This is a genomic window from Mammaliicoccus sp. K-M42, from assembly GCF_022386375.1.
In the GTDB taxonomy this organism is placed as follows: Bacteria; Bacillota; Bacilli; order Staphylococcales; family Staphylococcaceae; genus Mammaliicoccus; species Mammaliicoccus fleurettii.
Genome location: NZ_JAJNIS010000001.1, coordinates 36,359 through 61,307, shown reverse-complemented (window position 1 = coordinate 61,307; position 24,949 = coordinate 36,359). Strand labels below are relative to the sequence as shown.

General features: G+C 30.5%; 27 protein-coding genes and 1 riboswitch. Of the genes, 25 read left to right on the top strand and 2 right to left on the bottom strand.

Annotated features, from left to right (window positions below):
• The first annotated feature begins 75 nt into the window (after positions 1-75).
• The 9 genes from LQ668_RS00295 (at position 76) to LQ668_RS00255 (ending at position 8,926) form a co-directional block, all read left to right on the top strand.
• Positions 76-810 (top strand): segregation and condensation protein A, encoded by a 735-nt coding sequence (locus LQ668_RS00295; protein ID WP_119634239.1) that lies wholly within the window; start codon positions 76-78, stop codon positions 808-810.
• On the top strand, positions 797-1,354 hold the full coding sequence (scpB, locus tag LQ668_RS00290) for an SMC-Scp complex subunit ScpB (protein ID WP_078356606.1): 558 nt from the start codon (positions 797-799) through the stop codon (positions 1,352-1,354). Before LQ668_RS00295 ends, scpB begins: the two co-directional genes overlap by 14 nt.
• Positions 1,355-1,356: 2 nt before the next feature.
• On the top strand, positions 1,357-2,094 hold the full coding sequence (locus LQ668_RS00285; protein ID WP_078356607.1) for a pseudouridine synthase: 738 nt from the start codon (positions 1,357-1,359) through the stop codon (positions 2,092-2,094).
• A 117-nt stretch (positions 2,095-2,211) separates the two neighbouring features.
• On the top strand, positions 2,212-2,748 hold the full coding sequence (gene resA / locus LQ668_RS00280; protein WP_107509693.1) for a thiol-disulfide oxidoreductase ResA: 537 nt from the start codon (positions 2,212-2,214) through the stop codon (positions 2,746-2,748).
• A gap of 13 nt (positions 2,749-2,761) precedes the next feature.
• Positions 2,762-4,405: a cytochrome c biogenesis protein ResB gene (resB, locus tag LQ668_RS00275; protein ID WP_107509694.1), complete on the top strand. Its 1,644-nt coding sequence runs from the start codon at positions 2,762-2,764 to the stop codon at positions 4,403-4,405.
• The gene (ccsB, locus tag LQ668_RS00270) at positions 4,398-5,615 is read left to right on the top strand and encodes a c-type cytochrome biogenesis protein CcsB (protein ID WP_078356610.1); all 1,218 of its coding nucleotides are present in this window, start codon (positions 4,398-4,400) and stop codon (positions 5,613-5,615) included. Before resB ends, ccsB begins: the two co-directional genes overlap by 8 nt.
• Positions 5,616-5,642: 27 nt before the next feature.
• The gene (locus LQ668_RS00265; protein ID WP_107509695.1) at positions 5,643-6,350 is read left to right on the top strand and encodes a response regulator transcription factor; all 708 of its coding nucleotides are present in this window, start codon (positions 5,643-5,645) and stop codon (positions 6,348-6,350) included.
• The gene (locus LQ668_RS00260) at positions 6,350-8,089 is read left to right on the top strand and encodes an ATP-binding protein (protein ID WP_078356612.1); all 1,740 of its coding nucleotides are present in this window, start codon (positions 6,350-6,352) and stop codon (positions 8,087-8,089) included. Before LQ668_RS00265 ends, LQ668_RS00260 begins: the two co-directional genes overlap by 1 nt.
• Before the next feature lie 77 nt (positions 8,090-8,166).
• Positions 8,167-8,300, top strand: a riboswitch (FMN riboswitch).
• A 77-nt stretch (positions 8,301-8,377) separates the two neighbouring features.
• The gene (locus LQ668_RS00255; RefSeq protein ID WP_119634241.1) at positions 8,378-8,926 is read left to right on the top strand and encodes an ECF transporter S component; all 549 of its coding nucleotides are present in this window, start codon (positions 8,378-8,380) and stop codon (positions 8,924-8,926) included.
• Between the two features lie 163 nt (positions 8,927-9,089).
• Here LQ668_RS00255 and LQ668_RS00250 read toward each other — a convergent pair whose 3' ends face one another.
• Positions 9,090-9,338, bottom strand: a complete 249-nt coding sequence (locus LQ668_RS00250) for a ferredoxin (protein WP_016913182.1) — start codon at positions 9,336-9,338, stop codon at positions 9,090-9,092.
• A 104-nt stretch (positions 9,339-9,442) separates the two neighbouring features.
• On the opposite strand from LQ668_RS00250, the gene LQ668_RS00245 reads away from it, so the two are divergent.
• The 5 genes from LQ668_RS00245 (at position 9,443) to LQ668_RS00225 (ending at position 15,253) form a co-directional block, all read left to right on the top strand.
• Positions 9,443-10,399, top strand: coding sequence for a helix-turn-helix domain-containing protein (locus LQ668_RS00245; protein WP_119634242.1), 957 nt, complete (start codon positions 9,443-9,445; stop codon positions 10,397-10,399).
• Positions 10,380-11,753: a RecQ family ATP-dependent DNA helicase gene (locus LQ668_RS00240; protein WP_107510086.1), complete on the top strand. Its 1,374-nt coding sequence runs from the start codon at positions 10,380-10,382 to the stop codon at positions 11,751-11,753. Before LQ668_RS00245 ends, LQ668_RS00240 begins: the two co-directional genes overlap by 20 nt.
• A 92-nt stretch (positions 11,754-11,845) precedes the next feature.
• Positions 11,846-13,438 (top strand): LysM peptidoglycan-binding domain-containing protein, encoded by a 1,593-nt coding sequence (locus tag LQ668_RS00235; protein WP_239749441.1) that lies wholly within the window; start codon positions 11,846-11,848, stop codon positions 13,436-13,438.
• Between the two features lie 24 nt (positions 13,439-13,462).
• On the top strand, positions 13,463-14,104 hold the full coding sequence (locus LQ668_RS00230; protein WP_239749444.1) for a CBS domain-containing protein: 642 nt from the start codon (positions 13,463-13,465) through the stop codon (positions 14,102-14,104).
• Positions 14,105-14,266: 162 nt separating this feature from the next.
• On the top strand, positions 14,267-15,253 hold the full coding sequence (locus LQ668_RS00225; protein WP_119634244.1) for a YpdA family putative bacillithiol disulfide reductase: 987 nt from the start codon (positions 14,267-14,269) through the stop codon (positions 15,251-15,253).
• A 46-nt stretch (positions 15,254-15,299) separates the two neighbouring features.
• Here the strand turns inward: LQ668_RS00225 and LQ668_RS00220 are convergent, their stop codons facing one another.
• The gene (locus tag LQ668_RS00220) at positions 15,300-16,268 is read right to left on the bottom strand and encodes an asparaginase (protein ID WP_107510082.1); all 969 of its coding nucleotides are present in this window, start codon (positions 16,266-16,268) and stop codon (positions 15,300-15,302) included.
• A gap of 75 nt (positions 16,269-16,343) precedes the next feature.
• On the opposite strand from LQ668_RS00220, the gene cmk reads away from it, so the two are divergent.
• The 11 genes from cmk (at position 16,344) to ndk (ending at position 24,871) form a co-directional block, all read left to right on the top strand.
• On the top strand, positions 16,344-16,997 hold the full coding sequence (cmk, locus tag LQ668_RS00215; RefSeq protein ID WP_078356620.1) for a (d)CMP kinase: 654 nt from the start codon (positions 16,344-16,346) through the stop codon (positions 16,995-16,997).
• Positions 16,998-17,075: 78 nt separating this feature from the next.
• A complete protein-coding gene (gene rpsA / locus LQ668_RS00210; RefSeq protein WP_078356621.1) occupies positions 17,076-18,233 on the top strand; it encodes a 30S ribosomal protein S1 in 1,158 nt (385 codons plus the stop codon).
• Positions 18,234-18,342: 109 nt separating this feature from the next.
• Positions 18,343-19,653 carry a ribosome biogenesis GTPase Der gene (gene der / locus LQ668_RS00205; RefSeq protein ID WP_078356622.1) on the top strand — a complete coding sequence of 437 codons (1,311 nt, stop codon included), beginning with the start codon at positions 18,343-18,345 and terminating at the stop codon, positions 19,651-19,653.
• Between the two features lie 18 nt (positions 19,654-19,671).
• Positions 19,672-20,676 carry an NAD(P)H-dependent glycerol-3-phosphate dehydrogenase gene (locus LQ668_RS00200; protein WP_078356623.1) on the top strand — a complete coding sequence of 335 codons (1,005 nt, stop codon included), beginning with the start codon at positions 19,672-19,674 and terminating at the stop codon, positions 20,674-20,676.
• A 17-nt stretch (positions 20,677-20,693) separates the two neighbouring features.
• Positions 20,694-20,900, top strand: coding sequence for a DUF2768 domain-containing protein (locus LQ668_RS00195; RefSeq protein ID WP_078356624.1), 207 nt, complete (start codon positions 20,694-20,696; stop codon positions 20,898-20,900).
• A complete protein-coding gene (locus tag LQ668_RS00190) occupies positions 20,893-21,618 on the top strand; it encodes a hypothetical protein (protein ID WP_115337424.1) in 726 nt (241 codons plus the stop codon). Before LQ668_RS00195 ends, LQ668_RS00190 begins: the two co-directional genes overlap by 8 nt.
• Before the next feature lie 127 nt (positions 21,619-21,745).
• The gene (locus tag LQ668_RS00185; protein WP_016912122.1) at positions 21,746-22,018 is read left to right on the top strand and encodes an HU family DNA-binding protein; all 273 of its coding nucleotides are present in this window, start codon (positions 21,746-21,748) and stop codon (positions 22,016-22,018) included.
• 131 nt (positions 22,019-22,149) lie between these two features.
• Positions 22,150-22,620, top strand: coding sequence for a hypothetical protein (locus tag LQ668_RS00180; protein ID WP_078356626.1), 471 nt, complete (start codon positions 22,150-22,152; stop codon positions 22,618-22,620).
• Between the two features lie 43 nt (positions 22,621-22,663).
• Positions 22,664-23,368 carry a demethylmenaquinone methyltransferase gene (locus LQ668_RS00175; protein ID WP_078356627.1) on the top strand — a complete coding sequence of 235 codons (705 nt, stop codon included), beginning with the start codon at positions 22,664-22,666 and terminating at the stop codon, positions 23,366-23,368.
• A 12-nt stretch (positions 23,369-23,380) separates the two neighbouring features.
• On the top strand, positions 23,381-24,343 hold the full coding sequence (locus LQ668_RS00170) for a polyprenyl synthetase family protein (protein ID WP_078356628.1): 963 nt from the start codon (positions 23,381-23,383) through the stop codon (positions 24,341-24,343).
• Positions 24,344-24,418: 75 nt separating this feature from the next.
• Entirely contained in the window at positions 24,419-24,871 is a 453-nt protein-coding gene (gene ndk / locus LQ668_RS00165; protein WP_078356629.1) for a nucleoside-diphosphate kinase, read from the top strand.
• Positions 24,872-24,949: the final 78 nt, after the last annotated feature.

The following is a 24,949-nucleotide window of genomic DNA, read 5'->3' as shown; positions in this document are numbered from 1 at the left end:
ATCTTTATATGTAATCATGGTATAATAATTTTTAGGTTTATGCACGTAAAAGGAATAGAAATGAGGAAGTTTTAAATGTATGAAGTAAAACTTGATGCCTTTGAAGGACCTTTGGATTTATTACTTCATTTAATACAGAAATACGAAATTGATATTTATGATATACCAATGAAGGAACTTACAGAACAATATTTAAGTTATATACATCAAATGAAGATATTAGAAATTAATGTGGCAAGTGAGTATTTAGTTATGGCATCAGAATTGTTAATGATAAAAAGTAAATTATTATTGCCTACACAACCATCTGACATTGATGAATTTGAAGATGATCCAAGGGAAGATTTAGTTAAACAGTTAATAGAATATCAAAATTATAAAGAATATGCAGAATTGTTAAATGTTAAAAAGAATGATAGAGAACATATATTTATTAAAAAACCTGCAGATTTGTCCAAATTTGAAGTGGTACACGATAAACGTGCACCATTAGATTTAGATATGACGGATTTAATTATTGCATATCAACGAACAAAGAAAAGACAGAGATTTAATAAACCACAGCATGTAACTGTGAGTGAAGATAGTTATACAATTGAGATGGCTACAGCAAATGTTAAAGATCAGCTCTCGCGTTGTAAAAGTTTTAATTTTTTCGAAACTTTACCACCTGATTTGAATACAAATGTTTTAGTAACAATGTTTTTAGCAATATTAGAAATGATGAAATTAAGACAAATTGATGTTTTTCAACAATATCAATTTGGAGAAATAACTATAAATCGAGGCGTGAACTATGTCAGTGAGTAAATTAGGATTATTAGAAGGATTATTATATTCATTAGGTGATGAAGGAATTGAAACAAACCAATTATGCGAATTGCTGGAAATTACACCATCACAATTGAAAGATTTAGCCGCTGAATATGAAAGAGAAACATTGCAAATTATATTTTATGGTAACAAGTGTATTTTAACTGCTAAACCAGTTATGCATGCATATCTTGAAAAGTTAATGATAGACAATATGAATACTAAGTTATCACAAGCAGCTTTAGAAACTTTATCAATTATTGCATATAATCAACCTGTTACAAGAAGTGATATTGAAGTAATTAGAGGCGTGAATTCTGACGCTTCTGTAAAAACATTAATTGCTAAAGGTGTAGTAGAATCAAAACATAATGAACAATCTAGAAGTCAATTACTTTATACAACTGATTACTTTTTAAATGTTTTTGGTCTTACTTCTTTAGATGATTTACCTAAATCAACGAACGAAGAAAATGAACAAGAAGAAATGGATTTGTTTTTTAGTAGCATGAATGAAAAACAAAATAATGAGGAGCAATAAATATGAGCGAAGAATTAGAAAGATTACAAAAAGTAATCGCAAAAAGTGGATATACTTCACGTAGAAAAGCTGAAAAATTAATCGAAGAAGGACTTGTATATGTCAATCATAAACAAGTTAAAGAACTAGGTACTAAAGTGAGAGATTCAGATTATATAGAAGTTGAAGGTATTCCTTTAGAAATGCCTGATAAATTATATATATTATTCCATAAACCAACAAAAGTAATCACAAGCGTATCTGATGATAAAGGTAGAACAGTTGTAACAGATTTTTTCAAAGAAATTAAAGCAAGAATTTTTCCTGTTGGTCGTTTAGATTATGATACTTCTGGATTACTAATTTTAACAAATGATGGGGAATTCACTAATTTAATGACACATCCTCGTTATAAAATTCAAAAAAAATATGTAGCGAAATTAAAAGGCTATTTATTGAGAGAAGAAGTTAAACAACTAGAAAAAGGGATACAACTTGAAGATGGTTTAACACAACCAGCTATCGTTAAAGTAAAAAGTCAAGATAAAGAACGCAACGTAACACATGTTGAAATTACGATTACTGAAGGTAGAAATCGACAAGTTAGAAGAATGTTTAGTCACTTTGGACATGAAGTTGTGAAACTATCACGAGTTGAATATGGACCTTTAAATTTAAAAGGGTTAAATGCAGGTCAAGGTAGAACAATGTCACCACATGAAATAAAAGTATTAAGACATTTAGCACAAGATGGTAAATAAACTGTAAACGTTCACAATAATGCCACTAATCTGCTTTTTAGTCATGATATACTATACAAAACACCATAACATTTTACATGTATGGTTTTTTTATTGTGTTAGGGAGGATAATAATAAATGAAGAAAAAACAGAAGACTATACTCCAAATTGTTATTACGGCGGTTATTCTTCTCGCAATTATATTTACAGTATGGTCTAGCCTTACTAAAGATAATGATAAAATTGCTCAAGTAGGAGATGAGGCTCCTCTATTTGAACTTGAAACTGTTGATGGAAAAAAAGTTAACTTAAAAGATTTTCGTGGAAAAGGCGTATTAATAAATTTCTGGGGAACATGGTGTGAACCTTGTAAACGTGAAATGCCTGAACTTGAAAGACAATACCAAAACTATAAAGATAACGGCGTAGAAGTCATTGCTATACATGTAAGAAATAATCCACAACAAATTAAACAATATTTAAGTTCATTAAAAGAAACACCATCATTTAATGTTGCGATGGATAATGATAATTTGGTCACTGATGCATATGGAGTAAACCCATTACCTACAACTATTACTGTTGATAAAGATGGTAAAATTAAGTCTAAGCATACTGGTGAACTTTCTAAAAAACAAATCATCAAAGAAATGGAAATGGTCAAAGTGAAATAGAGGGGGATTTAAGGTGAGTAACAAGCAAATTATTTGTGAGTGTGGGCATAAAAACCCTGAAGGTACTCAACTCTGCTTAAACTGTGGTCGTTTAATAAATGACGACTACGATAAGAAAAAAACAACTGACGTTATGCGTTATGATGGCCAAGCAATACGTTCAAAGACTAAGAATAGAACAATTTTAGATCGTGTCTGGAATTTCTTTGCTTCAATTAAAACTGGAGTTACATTACTTATATTAACTGTTGTAGCAGCATCAATAGGTACTATATTCCCGCAAGAATATTTCATTCCTATGAATGTTAATCCAGAACAATATTATTATGAACATTACGGATCGTTAGGATTGTTATACTACAAATTAGGATTTCACAATTTATATACTTCATGGTGGTTTTTAATTTTACTTGGCTTAGTTGCCTTTTCAATTATTACATCTAGTATAGATAGAGGTATACCATTACATAAGTCTTTGAAAAATCAAAGAACAAAAAAACACAGCACATTTTATAAACGTCAAAGATTAAACATGTCTACTAGAAGTGAAGTTGACTTAGATAGTATTGGTAAATCATTTAAAGAAAAACGATACAAAGTAAAACAAGAAGACAATCATTTGTTACTTGAAAAAGGTCGCTTATCTAGATATGGTCCTTACATTAATCATACAGGACTTATTATATTGTTATTCGGTGCTATGCTTAGATTTTTACCAGGCTTTTATTTAGATGAAATGGTTTATGTTAAAGAAGGAGAAACTAAACCTGTTCCTGGAACTGATAGAGCATATTATATAAAAAACAATGACTTTATATACGAAGAGTATGATCAAAAGTCTCAATCTAATACAAATGCGGAATCAATCGATCCAAGTTTAAATAAAATTGCTAAAAACTATGAGACTAAAGCTACGTTATACAAGAATGATCAACAAGATGTTATAGGTTCGAAAGCAAACTTAAAAGAAGTAGCTACAGATTCTATAAAAGTAAATCATCCATTAACATATGACAATTTGCAATTTTATCAAAGTAGCTTTGATAATTCTTTATTAAAAGATATGACTTTTAACTTAAAAACGAAAGACGGAAAGTCTTTAGGTGAATCATTTACTGTTAATTTGGAAAGTCCTAAAAAGGAATATAAACTTACTGATGATTTAACAGTAAAATTAAGAAGTTATGCACCAGACTATGAAAAAATAGAAAATGGTGTATTAGCTACTAAATCACCAAATCCAAATAATCCTGCTTTTGTGTTTGAAGTAACTAAAAAGGGTGATAAACCTGAATTTAGTTTCTTGAGAATTAAGGAATCAGAAGATATATCAAAAGGCAATCAATATGATGTGAAGTTCGCTAATGCTACGAATCAATGGGCAACTGTGTTAGCAGTTAAAAAAGATTTAACATTACCAATATTATTTACTGGATTTGTCATTTTCTTAATTGGCCTAGCAGTTGGTTCATATATTAATCACAGACGTATTTGGATTAATAGCGACAATGGTGACTTTAATATTGCAGCCCATACAAATAAGAATTACTATGGATTTAGTAAAGAAATCAATCAAGTATTAGATAAACATCAAATTTCACATATCAAAGATACAAAAGAAGATATTCACGAAAGCAAGGAGGCAAATAATGGATAAAGATTTATTTTTAAATATTAGTAATATTAGTTTATATTCGGCATTTATACTATATTTAATAGCAATTGTGCCATTTTCTTTTTCAGTTCGTTCATCTAAAAAAAGAGCTGAAAAAATTGGAATTATTTTAACAGTTGTTGGTTTCGTATTACAAATTATTTACTTTATTACGAGATGGATTGCTGCTGGTCATGCACCAGTTAGTAATATGTATGAATTTTTAACGATGTTTGGAATCATGATGGTAGGAGGATTCCTTGTTATTTATTCAATTTACAAAACACCAATTCTTGCACTATTCGTACTACCAATTGCAATGTTACTAATTGCATATGCAAGTATGTTTTCTAGAGATGTATCACCATTAATACCTGCATTACAATCTAGTTGGTTAGCAATACATGTAATCACAGTAACGATTTCTTACGGTATATTATCTATTAGTTGTGTTGCTGGTTTAATATATTTATTTGCAGCAGTTGATCCAAAAGAAAAAACGATACATAGCTTCTTTGTTGAAGTGATTATGTATTTCGTTGTAATCATCATAGGTTTTATTTTAACAACTGTAATCATGAAAGATATTGTTGGATATGATGACACATTCTTCTTTATTGATAAAAACGACAGTAATTCTGTACAACATTACCATTTACCTGCATTTGTGACACAGCAAGACAGCTTGCTTGTTGATCATGTTTCAGGAAGTGATTATGAACCAATTGAAAGAAACGATATATTGAGCTGGATTAAAATTGAATTACCAGCCGTAATCAATGCTCAGAAACTCAATACAGTAATATGGTCAATTGTGATTGGTTCTATCTTGTATGGTATACTGAGATTGATTTTAAAAGGAAAAACATTGTTCAGTCTAATGAAACCATTGACGAAAAAAGTCAATCTATCCTTAATGGATGAAATAGGATATCGAGCAGTTATAATAGGATTTCCTTTATTTGCTCTGGGTGGTATTTTATTCGCGAGCATTTGGGCTCAAATGGCATGGAGTAGATATTGGGGATGGGATCCTAAAGAAGTATGGGCACTCATCACATTCTTGTACTATGCGATATTCCTACACTTAAGATTAGGGAAAGGTTGGGAAGGTCGCAAATCAGCATGGTTAGCTGTTGGTGGTCTTGCAATTATCCTATTTAATGTTATTGCAGTTAATTTAATTGTAGCTGGTTTACATTCTTATGCTTAAAAATTGCTAGAAGGGAGTTAAGCAAGTATGACAGATCGTATTTTAGTTGTAGATGATGAAGATAGAATTCGCAAGTTAGTAAAAATGTATCTTGAAAGAGAAGGTTATGAAACAGATGAAGCTGAAAATGGACAAATTGCGTTAGATAAAGCTTTAAACGAAGATTATGACTGTATATTATTAGACTTAATGTTACCCGAAATAGATGGGATTGAAGTATGTAAAAGAGTTAGAGAAACAAAATCAACACCTATTATTATGCTTACTGCAAAAGGAGAAGAAAATAATAGAGTAGAAGGTTTTGAAATTGGAGCAGATGACTATATTGTAAAGCCATTTTCTCCAAGAGAAGTGGTATTACGTGTTAAAGCTCTGTTAAGACGTACAACTAATCATTCTGTTGTTAATCAGACAAGTACTGCTAAAGATTTAATTGTATTTGAAAATCTAGTGATTGATAATGACGCACATCGTGTGCTAGCTGATCACAAAGAAGTAAATTTAACGCCTAAAGAATATGAATTATTATTGTACTTAGCAAAATCACCAGATAAAGTATTTGATAGAGAACAACTTTTAAAAGAAGTATGGCATTATGAGTTCTACGGAGATTTAAGAACTGTTGATACTCATGTAAAAAGGTTACGAGAAAAGTTAAATCGCGTTTCAGAAGAAGCAGCTCAAATGATTCATACTGTTTGGGGCGTTGGCTATAAATTTGAGGTTCCTGAATAATGAATCGGTTAAATAGTGTTGTTGTAAAACTGTGGTTATCTATTATTTTAATAGTAACGACAGTTTTACTTTTATTAAGCGCCTTTCTTATAACTTTCTTACAATCATATAATACTTCAACAACCGGTGAAAACTTATACAATAATGCCAGTAAAATTGAACGTTTACTTCTTAACTCACATGAGAAGGAATCAGTAATTGATTATGCTAAAGAATTAGTAGAAGATCCTGCTGGACTAATTATAATTAAAAACAAACAAGATTTAACTAAACAATCAGAAGATCCACTAAAAGATGTCATGATTGATGAAATAAGAACAAATCAATCTTTTGATAAAGTTTTTAACAATGATGAACACGTTTTAAAAGAAATTAAACTATCATATAAAGGTGAAAAACATCAATACATCTTATTAGGTTATCCATCTCAAGCTTTCCAAGAAGATGAGGCAGGTATATTTTTATTTCAAGATATTAATTCCATAAAAGAAGCTCAAAACGTAGTAACACTTAGTATATTAGTCTCTGCAATTATATTGTTAATAGTCAGTACAGTATTTGCCTTTTTCTTATCTAATAGAATTACTAAGCCACTTATACAACTTAAACATGCAGCATTTAAAGTTGCAAAAGGACATTATACAGAGAAAGTTCCTATCTATACTCGTGATGAAATAGGTGAACTTGGATTAGCATTTAATAAAATGAGTAAAGATATAAGAACAAACATTGATGACGTTAAGTCAAAAAACAATATCCAAGAAAAATTGATTAATTCTATGATAGATGGCGTGCTCGGGATAAACGATAAAAATGAAATAATTATCTCAAATTCGAAAGCAGATACATTTTTACAGGAAATTAGAGAATATGCACATGTTGATATATCTACTCAAAGAAATGAAACATTTAAAGATAAAAACACTCAATTCTTTGAATACGAATTAGGTCATAAATATTATGTGGTTATATCAACATATATTGATAGCATTCAAAATGATGGTTCATCAGGAATTGTTGTTATTATTCGTGATATGACTGATGAACACCATATGGATCAAATGAAAAAAGACTTTATAGCGAGTGTTTCTCATGAGTTAAGAACACCTATTTCTATGCTACAAGGTTATACAGAAGCAATAGTTGATGGTATCGTGACAGAACAAAAAGATATAGATGATTTTCTTTATATCATTTTAGATGAATCTAAAAGATTGAGCAGATTAATTAATGAACTTTTAGAAGTTGCTAAAATGGATGCTGAAGGGATTAAAGTCAATTTAGAAGCATTTAATATTTCAACACTTATTAATAAAATTGACACTAAATTTTTACCACAAGCAAAAGAAAATGGACTAAATTTATCATTTGAACATCTTGGTGATGCTACAAATTGGTATGGTGATAGCGATAGAATCGAACAAATTTTAACAAATTTAATAGATAATGCTATGAGGTATACTCATCAGAACGATTCAATTGAAGTGATTTTTGATGATACTCAAGAAGAAGACTTTGTTATTATTGTTAACGATACTGGAGTAGGTATTGCAAAAGAACACTTAGAGCAAATATTTGATCGATTTTATAAAGTAGATGCATCTCGTACGAGAGGTAAACATGGTACAGGACTTGGCTTATTTATTGTACAAAAGATTATTGATGCTCATGATGGTACGATTAATGTTAAAAGTGAAGAAGGTAAAGGAACTCAATTTACAATTACTTTACCGAAATAAAATGATTGTGAGTAATTTTGATGAAAATTGTTTAGTAATGTGCTAATATATGAATCATAAAAATAAAATTTAATAAAATTCATCTTCGGGGTTTGGTGTAATTCCATACCGGCGGTTATAGCCCGCGACCTGATACGTAAATATTTATGTATTGGCTGACTTAGTGAAAATCTAAGGCCGACAGTTAAAGTCTGGATGGGAGAAGATGGAGGAAAAATCTAGTTAATACTAGGTTTATTTAGCTATTGCTTTCCTCCTATTCTTACGAGATGAATAGGAGGAGTTTATATGTCTAACGATAACAAAACAAAGCGCTTACTCACTGTAAGTATGCTTATTGCAATTAGCTTTATTTTAATGTTTATAAAATTTCCATTGCCATTTTTACCGCCATATTTAACTATGGACTTTAGTGATGTACCAGTACTTGTTGCAACATTTGCTTTTGGTCCTGTATCGGGTATTTTGGTTGCATTATTCAAGAACGTATTGAACTTTTTAATTGTATCTCATGAACCTATAGGTAACACGGCAAACTTTCTAGCTTCAATCTGTTTAATTATACCAACATACTATTTTTACCGTATTAAAAAAAATAAATTGTTTATGGGCTATGGCTTATTAACAGGAACAATTTTAATGACGATATTTATGAGTTTAATGAACTATTTTGTTTTATTACCTTTATATGGTCAAATTATGAATTTAGCAGACTTAACACATAATCTAAAATTAATTGTCTCAGCAGGGATCATCCCATTTAACTTAATAAAAGGTATTGTGATTTCTATTATATATATACTGATATTTGATAAACTTAAAACGATTATAAAGTAAATGAAATTCAAATAGAACACCCAATCCAAAATTGATTGCAATGGATTGGGTGTTTTTTTATAATGTTATTAAAGAAAAAAGGAGTAGAAACCATTTGTTCAATGAATTTCTACTCACTAATGTGTAAAGATTGTTATATTCTAAAATCTTAATTTAATCTATATTATTCGAATTTAAGTGCGTCTCCGTCAAACGATTCATCTGCTATTTTAATTGAATCTGTAGGACAACCTTCGAAAGCATCTTCCATATCTTCGAGTAACTCTTCAGGAACAGCTTCGATTCCCTTATTGTCGTCTAATATTACGTAGGCGATTCCCTCGTCGTCATAATCATATATATCGGGGGCAGCTGCTCCACATGCACCACATGCGATACATGTATCCATATCTACTATTGTGTATTTAGCCAAAATTTTCGCCTCCTTTAAAAAACATGCTACACTTATTATACATACTTATTTTAGTGATAACACTTATATTTTTCAACATTTTTATATTAATTGAGGTGATTTATTTGAAAGAATTAATTTTGAAAGCACTTTCTATGAAACATGAAAATAAAACGCATAAAAGTATTTATAATATTTTAATTGGAAAGAAAACACATCAGACCTATTTTGATGCTAGTATTGAGCATTTAAAATTATATTATGGCTGTCTACCAAATTTAAAATACAATGATTTCGAAATGATAGTTGAGCAAGAACCAATAAAAAATCAAAATCCTATTGTAGGTAATTTTTTCTATCAACAAGCTATTCAAACAGTAGGCACTATATTACTGTTAATACAAATGATTAGCCAGAGAAAACATGAGCATTTCTCTTACCAACCTATTATTAATGATAAAACAATTCAATTCAAAGCAAAAGAATTATACATATCTATTAACAATCATCACGAAGAAGAATTTATAAAAGAAGTTAATCAATTATTTGAAGATATAGATCATTATTTTAGTGGAATTTATGTTCATTATTTATTAGCTGGTTATCGTGAAACACCATATACAACAGAACAAATATCACAGATTGAAGAAATACCCATAATCGAATTAAAAGAACGCTTAGTCGAAGAATATCAGTTGATACAAATTACAATACAAAATCAAGAAAGATATCCAATTTTATCACAAATTAAATTTCAACCTAAATTACATCAGCAAACTTTGTCGACATATCAATTGTTAAATCAAACATACGATATCGAACAATTAGCTATTATGAAAAATGTTAAAACTCATACAATTCACGATCATATAATAGAAATGTATATTAAAGGCTATTTAACTGATATGAACAAGTACATAGATGACATTAAATATTCAAAATTTGTAAAAGTCTTTGAAGATAAACCAAATCAAAATTTGAAATATTATTATGAAACTTTAGGCGAATTTACTTATTTTGAAATTAAATTAATGTATGTTTGCTTTGCAATGGAGGGATTAAATGCTACAAGAAGAACTTAAAAAATATTTTGGATATGAAACATTTAGAAGTGGCCAACAAGAAACAGTTCAAAATATATTAGATGGTCACGATGTACTAAGTATCCTTTCAACAGGTGCTGGAAAAAGTTTGTGTTACCAACTACCAGCATATATCACGGGAGGTAGAGTACTGATAATATCACCTTTAATTTCATTAATGGATGATCAAGTTGTTCAAATGAAATTAAATGGAGAAAAGAATGCAGTCGCAATACATTCTGCTTTATCGATGGATGAGAAACAAGACATATTTAAAGATTTAGAGAATTATCAATTTATATTTTGTAGTCCAGAATTTATTTATGAAGAGCATAACTTCAAACATTTTAAATCAATAAATTTTAAATATATTGTATTGGATGAAGCACATTGTCTGAGTGAGTGGGGATTTGATTTCCGACCACACTATGCATTGATTTCAAAAGTGACGCAACACTTTCTTCATTCTCAAGTTATTGCTTTAACTGCTACTTTAACCAAAAAAATGATAATTGACATTCAAGAAATAACAAAAAGACAATTTGAAATACATAAAGAAGGTTTAAATCGTTCAAATATTATGTATCATCATTTTAATTTTGAAAGTGAAGAAGAAAAAGATAAATTTTTATTAAATGAAATTAAAGAAACGGGACCAACAATAATTTATGTATCTTCCAAAAAAAAGTGTCATGAACTAGCTGATATGATTTATAAAGAAGGATATTTAACGGGTATTTATCATGGCGATTTAGATTATCAAGAGAGAACTACAGTTCAAACACAATTTATTAACAATGACATTAAGATAATCGTCGCAACGAGTGCTTTTGGAATGGGCATAAACAAACAAGATGTTAGAACAGTTATTCATTATCATTTACCAACTTCACCATCTAAATTTGTTCAAGAAGTTGGTAGAGCAGGTAGAGATGGAGAACAGTCACAAGCAATCAGTTTATTTACACCACGTGATTTACTTATACTTAACCATTTAGCTAATGATCATGGAATTGATATAGATATGCTTAATTTATATGAACAAGGGTATCAGTTAAATGAGGAGGTTACGATGAATATAAAGTTCCTTCTTGAGCTATATCCTATCAATAAATTAAAAGCTAAAATTCAAGCTGAGCAAGATCAAAAAAGTTATGCATTTAATTACATGAAAAATTATGTTCAAATTGATAGTTGTAGAAGGCTTTATTTAATGCAATATTTTAACGAGAAAGTCATGCAAAATGAGAACTGCTGCGATAATTGTAACAATGCAAATTTAATAAAATTGCCTAATATTAAAGAAGTAAAGAGAAAAACAACATATCAAATTAGATTAAATGCAATATTTTAATAGGATTGCTTTACTTGATAAGTTGAACAGGGATATAATAAAGTGTAATTCAATATAATTGAAATCAATAAGTTAATGATGAGGTGAGTTTATTGTCTAAAGATAATTTTAAAGACGAATTTGAAAAGAGTCGTCAACCGATAGAACGACCTGAAGACAAGGTAAAGAAAGAAGAAATAAACAACGAAGAGACGAACAATAATAGTCAATCTAATCGGAAAGAAGTAGAAGATTCAAAACAAGATAATAAGCAACAAAGTAAAAAAGAACAGCATTATCCTCCAAGAGGTGCATTAAGAAGACAACGAAGAAAAGAAGAAGCAAATAAACAGAGTTCAACTTCAGATACTCCGAAAGAACAAGAAACTAAAGAAGAACCTACAACATCTAATAAAGCTGCAGTTGGATCAACTGGTGCAGATTCAGGCGTTTCAAATAATAATGTTAGTAAGAAACGTCCGAAAAAATCTTTAACTGACAAACCTGAACAACAACAGAAATCAGAAAATGATAAAAATAGCAAAAAAGGTGCTGCGGCAGCTGCCGGTGCAGGAGCAGTTGGAGCTGGAGTAGCAGCATCAGCAAAAAATAAAGACAATCAAAATCAAGAAAAGCAAGATGATAATAGACATGCCGAAAATGATAAGTCTAGTAAGAAAAAAGGTGCTGCCGCAGCTGCTGGAACAGGTGCAGTTGGAGCAGGAGTAGCAGGTTCAGCAAAAAATAAAGACAATCAAAATCAAGAAAAGCAAGATGATAATAAACATGTTGAAAATGATAAGTCTAGTAAGAAAAAAGGCGCTGCCGCAGCTGCTGGTGCAGGAGCAGTTGGAGCTGGAGTAGCAGCATCAGCAAAAAATAAAGACAACAAAAATCAAAATAAACAAGATAGTAATAAACATGCTGAAAATGATAAGTCTGGTAAGAAAAAAGGTGCTGCCGCAGCTGCTGGTGCAGGAGTAGCTGGAACTGGTGCTTCTGGTGGAGGAACGCCTCCTAATGGTGGTAACAACGGTCAAAGTGGTCATAATGGAGACGATGGTAATTCTAATAAATTTAAAAAAGCTTTAATACCTATTATTGCGGCTATTCTTATTTTAGGTGCCCTAGCTCTATTCCTTGGCATGTATTTAAATGGTGCAAATAAAGATAATGGTAAAGAGCTTACTGAAAAAACTGAACAAACAAACATTGATACTAAGAAAAAAGCAGATGAACAAACTGAAAAAGACCGAGCTAAAAAAGAAGATGAGAAAAAATCTGAAAACGATGATAAAAAATCAAGTGATTCAGATAAAGATAGTAACTCAAATGCTTCTAGTGATTCTGCAAACAATTCATCAAACAACACAAATGAAAACAATTCTGATGAACAAAATAACCAAGCTAATCAAGACCAAAGTCAAAACAGCGACAATAGTATGAATCAATACAACGAAAGTGCTGAAAATGAAGATGTACAAAATGCCGCACAAGATGCAGCAAATAATCAAGCAAATCAAAACACGCAAAATAATCAAAGTCAATCGCAAGAAGCTCATACAGTAACAGGAAAAGAAAACTTATACCGTATAGCTATTCAATATTATGGAAGTGGTTCACCTGAAAATGTAGAGAAAATTAGACAAGCAAATGGTATTTCTGGCAATGAAATATCACAAGGTCAGAACTTAGTAATACCATAGACATATACAAAAGGGGATGGATTTATGTATTTAACGAATATAATGATACCGAAAGAAAAATGTTACATTGCTCATCCAAAAGATACGATTCACTCAGCTCTTGATAAGTTGGAACATCACGGGATTGATGGCTTACCAGTTGTAGCTGATGGAAAGTATATAGGAATGATCACAAGATATAGTATTTTTAGACATTATTTCTTTAAAAAAGAAAATGTATCTAGAGATAACTTTATAGCGGATACATTAATCGAAGAAATCTTAACATTAGATTTACACTCATTAAATGAAAATCTTGTAGTTGAAGAGTCACTACTTAATTTGCAAGATTTTCCGATTCTTGCAGTAGTAAATGATGAAAAAGATTTTCTTGGGGTAGTTACAAGATATGATGTTATGGAACAATTTAAGTCAGCTTTCGGTATGAAACAAATAGGGGTTAGAATTGCTATTACATCAGTTGAAGCTGAAGGTAGAATTAAGCGATTATCAAGTATTATAGCTAAATACAAATTAAATACGATTTCATTTGTAACATTTGATGAAACGGATAAGATGTACCGTAGAATGATTATTAAAGTTGAAAAATCAAATAATATTAATAAGTTTATCAAGTACTTATCTAAAAATGGATTTAAAGTTCTAGATGTAACTGAAGACAATTAATATCAGCAGCCAACAATGAGTAATTTTGTTGGCTGTTTTTTTATTTAATTCTTTATAAATTGTTTGTTTACCTGTGTTCTTTGTTTAATTTAGAAACAATTTATTTTAATAATCTCTCTTTATTGATATAATGATTGAGGATATTATAAGGAGTGAAGGTACATGCAAGAATATGAAAGTTTAATAATCGGTGGAGGTCCATGTGGATTAAGTGCGGCAATCGAACAAAAAAGAAGAGGTATTAATACAGTTGTAATTGAAAAAGGTAATGTAGTAGATGCAATTTATAATTACCCAACTCATCAAACCTTCTTTTCTTCAAGTGATAAACTTGGAATCGGGGATGTACCCTTTATCGTAGAAGACTTAAAACCTAAAAGAAATCAAGCACTTGTTTATTATAGAGAAGTCGTTAAACATCATCAGCTTGATGTTAGAACATTTGAAGAAGTGTTAGCAGTTAAAAAAGTTGATAATAGATTTTTAGTCTCTACAACTAAACAAACATACAAAGTTAGATTTTTAACAATTGCAACTGGATATTATGGTCAACCTAATTCATTAGAAGTAGAAGGACAAGAGTTAAGTAAAGTTATGCACTACTTTAAAGAAGCTCATCCTTATTTTAATCAAGATGTCGTTATAATTGGTGGAAAAAATTCTGCAGTAGATGCTGCAATTGAATTAGAGAAAGCTGGAGCAAAAGTAACAGTTCTATATCGTGGTACAGAATATTCTAAGAGTATTAAACCATGGATATTGCCTAACTTCGAATCGCTTGCAAACCACGAAAAAATCACAATGCATTTTAACAGTGAAGTAGAACGCATCGATGAAGAAACATTAACTTTCTCTAAAGAGGGGAAATCTCACACTATTAAAAATGATTTTGTATTTGCGATGATCGGTTATCATCCAGATTATAAGTTTCTAGAATCATGTGGCGTTGAAACCATTACAAACGAATTTGGAACAGCACCATCATTTAATAAAGATACGATGGAATCCAATGTTGAGAATTTATATATAGCTGGAGTTATTGCAGCTGGAAATGATGCTAATACTATTTTCATAGAAAATGGGAAGTATCATGGTGGTACAATCGCACAAGACATAGATAGAAAAAAACAAACACCTCTAGAATCATAAAAAAACGCCCTGTTATTGGTATTAAACCTTATAACAGGGTGTTTTTTTATGAGAAATATTGAACGAGTTCTTCTTTTGTTAAATTATTACTTAGTCCTACTAAAAGTTTCAATCTTGCTTTTTGGCCATTTAAACCATTCGACAAAATAATACCCATTTGCTGTAGTTGATATCCGCCACCTTCATATGCGTATATACCACCAACAATTCCATTAAATGATCGAGAAACCATCACTACAGGTATTTCTGCTTCTATTAAGCTTATTATACCTTCTAATGCTGTAGGAGGCATATTGCCTTGCCCAAGTGCTTCTATAACTAATCCGTTATATTTATAGTCGACGAAGAAATTGAATAGGTCACTTGATATATCCATATGTGCTTTTACAATACCTATTTTCATATCAGGATTAATTTCTGTATATTTCTTATTAAGAAATGGCTGGTGATGAAATATTACATGCGTTTTTGTGACACTTCCTATTGGTCCATAGTTTGGACTTTGGAAAGTACTCGTATTTGATGTGTGTGTCTTTGTAACGTTTTTAGCTGTATGGATTTCGTCATTAAATACTACCATTACGCCTTTATTTTTAGCATCATCAGTTGATGCTACTTTTAATGCTGAAACGTAATTATATAAACCGTCAGAACCTATTTCATTGGAAGATCTCATAGCACCTGTTAAAATTATAGGTAACTGAGTATCTATTGTTAAATCTAATAAATATGCAGTTTCTTCTAACGTATCAGTACCATGAGTAATAACAAAAGCATCATATTCATCATTCTTGATAGATTCGCATATGATATTTTTCAATTTAATAATATATTGATTGTTCATATGTGGAGAAGGTACTTGAAATGGGTTGATTTCTGTAATATCACCTAAAGATTGTATAAACTCTTGATGTCTGTGCATTGGATGTTCTGAATTTGTTTCTACTTTACCTGTATCTTTGTCTTCTGACATACTTATTGTTCCACCTGTATGTATAACTAATATTCTCTTCATTTCTTTCCTCCTATTCATATGATTATAGTTTATGATAAAATATATAGGATTAAAGAACAAGAGAGGTTAATACAAATGAAGAAAATAAATATTGCAATAGATGGTCCAGCTGCTGCTGGTAAAAGTACAATCGCTAAATTAGTAGCGCAAAAATTTAATATGATTTATGTAGATACTGGTGCTATGTACAGAGCAATAACACTTTATTACATTGAACAAGAAACTGAAGATTTTGACCGACTTGTTAAAGAGATTGATTTGAAAATAGTTTTAGATAATGGTCAGAGAGTTATTTTAAATGGTGAAGATGTCTCAGAAAGAATAAGACAAAATGATGTAACGCAAAAAGTTTCTTACGTTGCTTCTAAAGAACCAGTCAGAACATTTTTAGTTAATGAACAACAAAAGTTAGCAAATGAAAAGAATGTTGTAATGGATGGTAGAGATGTAGGAACTACGGTATTACCAGATGCAGAGCTTAAAATATATATGATTGCATCTGTTGAAGAACGTGCTTTAAGACGTTTGAAAGACAATGAATTAAGAGGGATTGAATCAGATTTAGAATCTTTAAAATTAGATATCGAACGTCGTGATCAATATGATATGAATCGTGAAATCTCACCTTTAGTTAAAGCTGAAGATGCTATAAGTATTGATACAACCGGATTAACTATAGAAGAAGTGACAAATAAAATTTCAGAATTAGCAAAAAGTAAAATGAACTAAATAGTTCGAATTTCTTGACAATTTAGCTTCTTTATAAGAAGTTATTATTATGATATTTATTTAAAGGAGGCAATTTTGATGACGGAAGAATTCAACGAATCCATGATAAATGAAGTGCAAGAAGGTGACAAAGTAAAAGGTACTGTACAACAAATAGAAGATAAACAAGTAGTTGTACACATAGAGGGTGGTAAGTTTGATGGCATCATTCCAATAAGCCAACTGTCAACTCAACACATCGAAACAGCCAACGAAGTCGTCAATATTGGTGATGAAATCGAAGCGTTTGTAACTAAGATTGAACAAACCGAAGATAGTGGTCATTATATATTATCAAAACGTAAATTAGACGAGAACTTATCATACGAGAAACTACAAAAAATCCTTGATGAAGATGGAACAATCGAAGCTGAAGTAACAGAAGTTGTAAAAGGCGGTTTAGTTGTAGATGCAGGTATTCGCGGTTTCATACCCGCTTCATTAATATCAGTTAACTACATTGAAGATTTTTCAAATTATTTAGGTAAAGTATTAACACTTAAAATTGAAGAATTAGATCAAACTAACAACAGAGTTATTTTAAGTCATAAAAAAATTGAACAAGAGTCTTTAAGCTCACAAAAAGAAGATTTCTTAAACAATTTATCTCAAGGTGATGTATTAGAAGGTAAAGTAGCAAGAATAGCTAACTTTGGGGCTTTTATTGATTTAGGTGGAATAGATGGATTAGTACATGTTTCCGAATTATCACACGATCATGTTAAATCACCAGAAGAAGTAGTTACTGTTGGAGATACAGTTAAGGTTAAAGTTCGTGCTATTGATAGAGACGCTGAAAGAATTTCTTTATCAATCAAAGATACTTTACCAAGTCCGTTTGAACAAATAGATAATAATTTCTCAGTTGGAGATATAGTACCAGGTAAAGTAGTTCGATTAGCACAATTTGGCGCATTTGTGGAAATAGGTGCAGGTTTACAAGGTTTGGTACACATTTCACAAATCAGTCACGAACATATAGGTAAACCTGATGAAGTTTTAGAAAAAGGACAAGATGTACAAGTTAAAATTTTATCAATAGATAAGGATGAAGAAAGAATCTCTTTATCAATTAAAGATACAATTGAACAAGAAACAGATTATGATGAGTCTTATTTAAATCAAACAAATTCTGATGACGATAATCCAACATTGGGTGATGTCTTCGGAGATAAATTAAAAGATTTTAAATTATAATCCTAAAAAGCCATTCGAATAAACTTTGAATGGCTTTTTTTAATTCCATAGGCTAAACTGTGATGATATGTTAAAATAAAAAGGATTATGAATGAGAGGAAGTAGGTTTATGACGAAACCCATTATAGCAATTGTAGGTAAACCAAATGTAGGGAAATCTACAATTTTTAATAGAATTGTTGGAGAAAGAGTATCAATTGTTGAAGATACACCAGGTATTACAAGAGACAGAATATATTCAAGTGGTGAGTGGTTAACACATGACTTTAATTTAATTGATACTGGTGGCATTGACTTAGGCGATGAGCCATTCCAAAAACAAATTAGAGCACAAGCAGAAGTAGCTATAGATGAAGCGGATGTAATTATCTTCATGGCAAATGGTCGTGAAGGTGTAACTCAAGCTGATGAAATGGTAGCTAAAATATTATACAAATCAAATAAACCTGTTGTATTAGCAGTTAATAAAATTGATAACCCTGAGATGAGAAGTGAAATTTATGACTTTTATTCATTAGGTTTCGGGGAACCATTCCCAATTTCAGGTTCACATGGTTTAGGATTAGGAGATTTACTAGATGAAGCAGCTAGACATTTTCCTGAAGATGACGAACCTGATTATGATGATGAAACAATTAGATTATCACTTATTGGACGACCAAATGTTGGTAAGTCTAGTTTGATAAATGCTATTTTAGGTGAAGAACGCGTTATTGTATCACCAATAGCAGGTACTACAAGAGATGCAATTGATACTTTATATACTTATGATGAACAAGAGTACGTATTAATTGATACTGCAGGAATGAGAAAAAAAGGTAAAGTGTATGAAAGTACAGAAAAATATTCTGTATTAAGAGCACTTAAAGCTATTGAAAGATCAAACGTTGTTCTTGTCGTAATTGATGCAGAAGAAGGTATTATTGAACAAGATAAAAAAGTTGCTGGCTATGCACATGAAGCTGGTAAAGCAATAGTTATAGTAGTAAATAAATGGGATACTGTAGAAAAAGACTCTAAAACGATGAAAAAATTCGAAGAAAAAGTTAGAGATAACTTCCAATTCTTAGATTATGCTCCAATTGCATTTGTTTCTGCTTTAGAGAAATCACGATTAAGAACATTATTCCCATTAATAACAATGGCAGATGAAAACCATCGTAAGCGTGTACAAAGTTCTACTTTAAATGAAGTTATTACAGATGCTGTTGCAATGAATCCAACACCTACAGATAATGGAAGAAGATTAAATATTTTTTATGCAACACAAGTTGCAATCCAACCTCCAACATTTGTAATATTCGTTAATGATGTTGAATTAATGCACTTTTCTTATAAACGTTTCTTAGAAAACCGCATAAGAGATGCATTCGGTTATGAAGGAACGCCAGTTCATTTAATATCTAGAAAAAGAAACTAAATTAAAGGATTGATAAATATGTCAAATATTACTGTGTTTGGTACAGGAAGTTGGGGAACTGCATTAGCTAACGTATTAGCTGACAATCAACATGATGTACTAATGTGGGGAAAAACTGAAAATACAATCAATGAAATTAATAAAGAACATACTAATTCAAAATATTTAAAAGAAATTACAATCAATGAAAACATTAAAGCTTCTACAAGTTTAAAAGATGCTGTTCATCATTCTTCAATATTTATTATTGCTGTTCCTACTAAAGCAATTCGTGAAGTTGCAGAAAATATAAATCAAATTGCTGATGGCAAGAAAGTATTTATACACGTGTCTAAAGGTATAGAACCTGTAACTTTTAAAAGAATCTCTGAAATGCTTGATGAATCAATTGATTCTAAATTAAATGGTGGAATTGCTGTATTATCAGGTCCTAGTCATGCTGAAGAAGTTGCAATTAAGCATCCTACGACAGTGTCAGTATCCTCAGAAAATGAAGAAGTAGCAAGACTTGCACAAGATTTATTTATGACGGATTATTTCCGTGTTTATACGAATAATGATTTGATCGGAATAGAGATTGGTGGCGCTTTGAAAAATATCATCGCTCTTGCTGCAGGTATTACTGATGGAATTGGATATGGGGATAATGCTAAAGCAGCACTTATTACTAGAGGTTTAGCAGAAATTACGCGTCTAGGTGTTAAAATGGGTGCAGATCCGATGACATTCCTTGGACTTGGAGGCATTGGTGACTTAATAGTAACGTGTACATCCGTACATTCAAGAAACTGGAAATGCGGTAACATGTTAGGCAAAGGTGCAACATTAGACGAAGCTTTAGAAGAAATGAATATGGTAGTTGAAGGTGTAAGAACAACTGAAGCTGCTTACAATTTAGCTAAAGAATATGATGTAGAAATGCCTATTACATCTGGGCTTTATAGAGTATTATTTGAAGATTATCCTGTTTCAGAAGGTGTTAAAGATCTTATGGAACGTGACAAAAAGTCAGAGAATATTTAAGCAAGTGGGGTAATGAAATGTTTGATATATCAAGAATGGATTTAATGTGGGTGTCTTTTTATTCGATAGGTTTTATGATTTTATCAATTATACTCGTATATTTATCAAGATTTAAATTTAAAAACAAAATAATTAGTGGAATTACTATGTTTCTAGCAGTTGTTTCTCTTATATTTGCTGGTATATTTATGATTGTTGTATTAGGTGGATCTAGCCATGCATAACTATAAAAAAATTACGATACTTATACTATGTTGTTCATTATTTTTAACTGCATGTGCATTTCCCGATAAAGAAAAAGAAGAAAATCAAGTTCCAGCTAATGATCAATTAAATATGGTTCAAACGGCAGTTGATGAATATCAGAAAGCAAGCAATGGATTATTACCGCTTAAAGAAAGAGATGACAGCTACTCAATTTATTTAAAACACCCAGTAGATTTTAATAAATTGAAGCCAAAGTTCTTATCACAATTACCTGGTAATTCATTTGAAAATGGTGGTATATATCAATATGTCATTATGGATGTCGATAAAGATCCAAAAGTACACTTAATTGATTTAAGAACATCTGAAGTATTGAAAGATCTTAGAATTAGAATTGATGCGAGTGGTGAACCGTTACAACTTGGCAAGAAAGTTGCACCAAACGTCTACGAAATTGATTACAAAAAGTATGGCTTTAAAAAAGCACCTACAGTTCCTAGTCCATATAGCAATGAAAGATTACCTGTTTATATGAACGGAGGGAATGATTTTGTAATTGATTACCGTTTAGATTTAGCAAAAGCTATAAAAAAAGAAAAATCACTACCTAAACCAGGTACAGACATTCGATACTTACTATATAAAGATACGCCTATACTACCGGCATATTCACCAGAATTTACAATAAATAACAAAAATGAGCCTGTTTTTAAATCAAATGTGAAAAAATATTAATAAAATTATAGAAAATATACATTTATGGCTTGTAAATCGTTGCAGTGGCACTGGTTGATGTGTTAAAGTCTTAACATAATGGTATTTATACATATCATTAGATAACCTTTTGGGAGGTGAAATTGAAATGAACAAAACAGAATTAATTAACTCAGTAAGTGAAAAAGCTAATTTAACTAAAAAAGAAGCTGGTCTTGCTGTAGACGCAGTGTTCGAATCAATTCAAAAATCTTTATCTGACGGTGAAAAAGTACAATTAATTGGTTTCGGTAACTTTGAAGTACGCGAAAGAGCTGCTCGTAAAGGACGTAACCCACAAACTGGTAAAGAAATTGATATCCCTGCAAGTAAAGTTCCAGCATTTAAAGCAGGTAAAGCATTAAAAGATGCAGTTAAATAATTGATTGTGTCAAAGCCCTTTTAAAGGGCTTTTTTTATTTGTCTTATTTCTTTAAATGAAATAAATATATGCATTTTCAATTCATTAAACTTAGTGTTAAGATATATAGGTGATAATGTTGAGGTGATAAGATGGATAAAATTGAAAATATTTATAATTATGAAATTTCTAATTTATTAAAAGGCGTTAAAAATAAAAATATACCTGCAGTTAATCCTATTATTGCAGATGTATTAAATGATATTAACATTGATATACATGCGAAATTAGCTACAATATCTATTGATGCCTCAATGCGCTTTTTAAACCGTATCGGTGAAGCAAATGTATCTAATCAAGATATCTTAATAGGTGATCTTGTTAGTGCATATTTCTATAAATGTGCTACATTAAATAAGGATTTAATATTTTTAGATACAATGACTAAAGCAATCAGCAAACAAAATGAATTGAAACAAACTTTAGCAAATGAAAATATGACACTTGATTCAACGAAAATAAAAGAAATTGAATCTATTTTCATTACAACTTTAATAGATTATTATGAAATCAATATGGATAAAGAACAATTAAAAGATGACATTTATGCATATTACTACTAAATAAAAATGACTATATTTTTAAACTTAAAGGAATGAATACTAAATGGATAATAAATCTAAATCAGAACATGTACATGATGTTTTCCAAAACATTTCAGGAAAGTATGATACATTAAATAATATTATAAGTTTTGAACAGCATAAAAGATGGCGTAAATACACGATGAAACAAATGAATGTTAAACCTGGATCTAAAGCTTTAGATGTATGTTGTGGAACAGCTGACTGGACGATACAACTTAGCCATGCTGTTGGCCCATACGGAGAAGTTGTAGGACTAGACTTTAGTGAGAACATGTTAGAAGTAGGTAAGAAAAAAACGGATAATATGGCTAATATACATTTGATTCATGGTGATGCTATGAATTTACCATTTGAAGATAATGAATTTGATTATGTAACAATTGGATTTGGATTAAGAAATGTTCCAGATTACAAACATGTATTAAACGAACTTAAAAGAGTGGTAAAGCCTGGAGGTATGGTTGTATGTTTAGAAACGAGTCAACCAACAATGCCAGTATTTAAACAATTGTATAGATTCTATTTCAAGAATATCATGCCATTATTTGGGAAGTTATTTGCAAAATCTTTACAAGAATACAATTGGTTACAAGAGTCTGCCGAAAATTTCCCTGGCAAAAAAGAATTAGCAGAAATGTTTGCGGATGTAGGATATGAAAGAATTAAAATTAAGAGCTTTACTGGTGGCGTTTCAGCGATGCATTTAGCTTATAAACCTAAATAACAAGGTGATTACATGTATGACAAAACAAAAATTCATATAAATAAAGAAGTAAAAGAAATAGAAAGACAATTGAATAATTATATAGATAGTGAGCAAACAACTATAAATGAAGCTTGCCAATATTTATTAACTTCTGGTGGTAAACGTATACGTCCGCTGTTTACTTTAATCGCAAGTCAATTTGGTGAGCAATATTCAAAAGATGTAATCACAGTAGCTACAACACTTGAGCTTATACATATGGCGAGTTTAGTTCACGATGATGTAATTGATAAAAGTGACAAACGAAGAGGTAAGCCTACAATTGCAAAGAAGTGGGATGTACAAACTGCAGTTATAACTGGTAATTACTTATTATCACAATCATTAAATGCTGTAAGTACGATTGAATATCCGAAACTTCACGAACAATTAGCACAAGGAATTATTGAAGTTTGTAGAGGTGAATTATTTCAATTTGAAGATCAATTTGTTTCAAACCAATCTATAACGAATTACTTGAGAAGGATAAAGCGCAAAACAGCATTGCTTATTTCATTGTCTACTGAATTAGGTGCATATGCTGCTAGAGCAGATGATGTAACTGTAAAAAAATTAACTAAAATTGGTTATTATATCGGTATGAGTTATCAAATTGTTGATGATATATTGGACTTTACAAGCACTGAGAAAAAGTTAGGTAAGCCAGTTGGTTCAGATTTAAGAAATGGACACCTTACTTTACCAGTATTATTAAGAATGAGAAATTCTTCTGAATTTAAAGAGCGTATTAATCAATTACATGTTGAGAGTCCAGCAGAAACCTTTGATTCATTAGTAGAAGAAATTATAGCATCTAATGAATTGCAAAAGGCAAAAGAAGTCAGCAATAATTATTTACTGAAAGCAGAAAATTTAATCAATACATTAAATAATGAATCAGGGAAAAAGATGCTTTTAGAAATAATTGTAAAAATAAGAGATAGAAACCATTAGAAAGCGCTTGCAACTCCTTGTAGTCAATGATAAACTTATCTTGGATTTACATAAAACAAAGGTAGGGATTACGCAATGGAAAGAACTTTTTTAATGATTAAACCTGATGCAGTACAAAGAAATTTAATTGGTCAAGTAGTTTCACGACTAGAACAAAAAGGATTAAAATTAGTTGCAGCAAAATTATATCAAGCTAATGAAGATTTAGCTAAAGAACATTATGCTGAACATGTTGAAAAACCTTTTTTCAATAAACTAGTGAGCTTTATTACATCTGGCCCAGTATTTGCAATGGTAGTTGAAGGTAATAATGTAGTTGAAGTTACAAGAACAATTGTTGGTGAAACAAACCCTGCTAAAGCAGCTCCAGGTACTATAAGAGGGGATTATGGTATTGATTTAGGAAGAAATATTATTCATGGTTCTGATTCAAATGAGTCAGCAGAACGTGAAATAGGTTTATGGTTTGATAAATCAGAACTTAATAATTATAAATTAAACAATGAAAATTGGGTATATGAAAAATAATTACGAGAAAGGAATCGTTTAACAAATTTTTGTTAAACGATTCCTTTCTTTTTTGTTAATTTAACGCGTTAAATATGA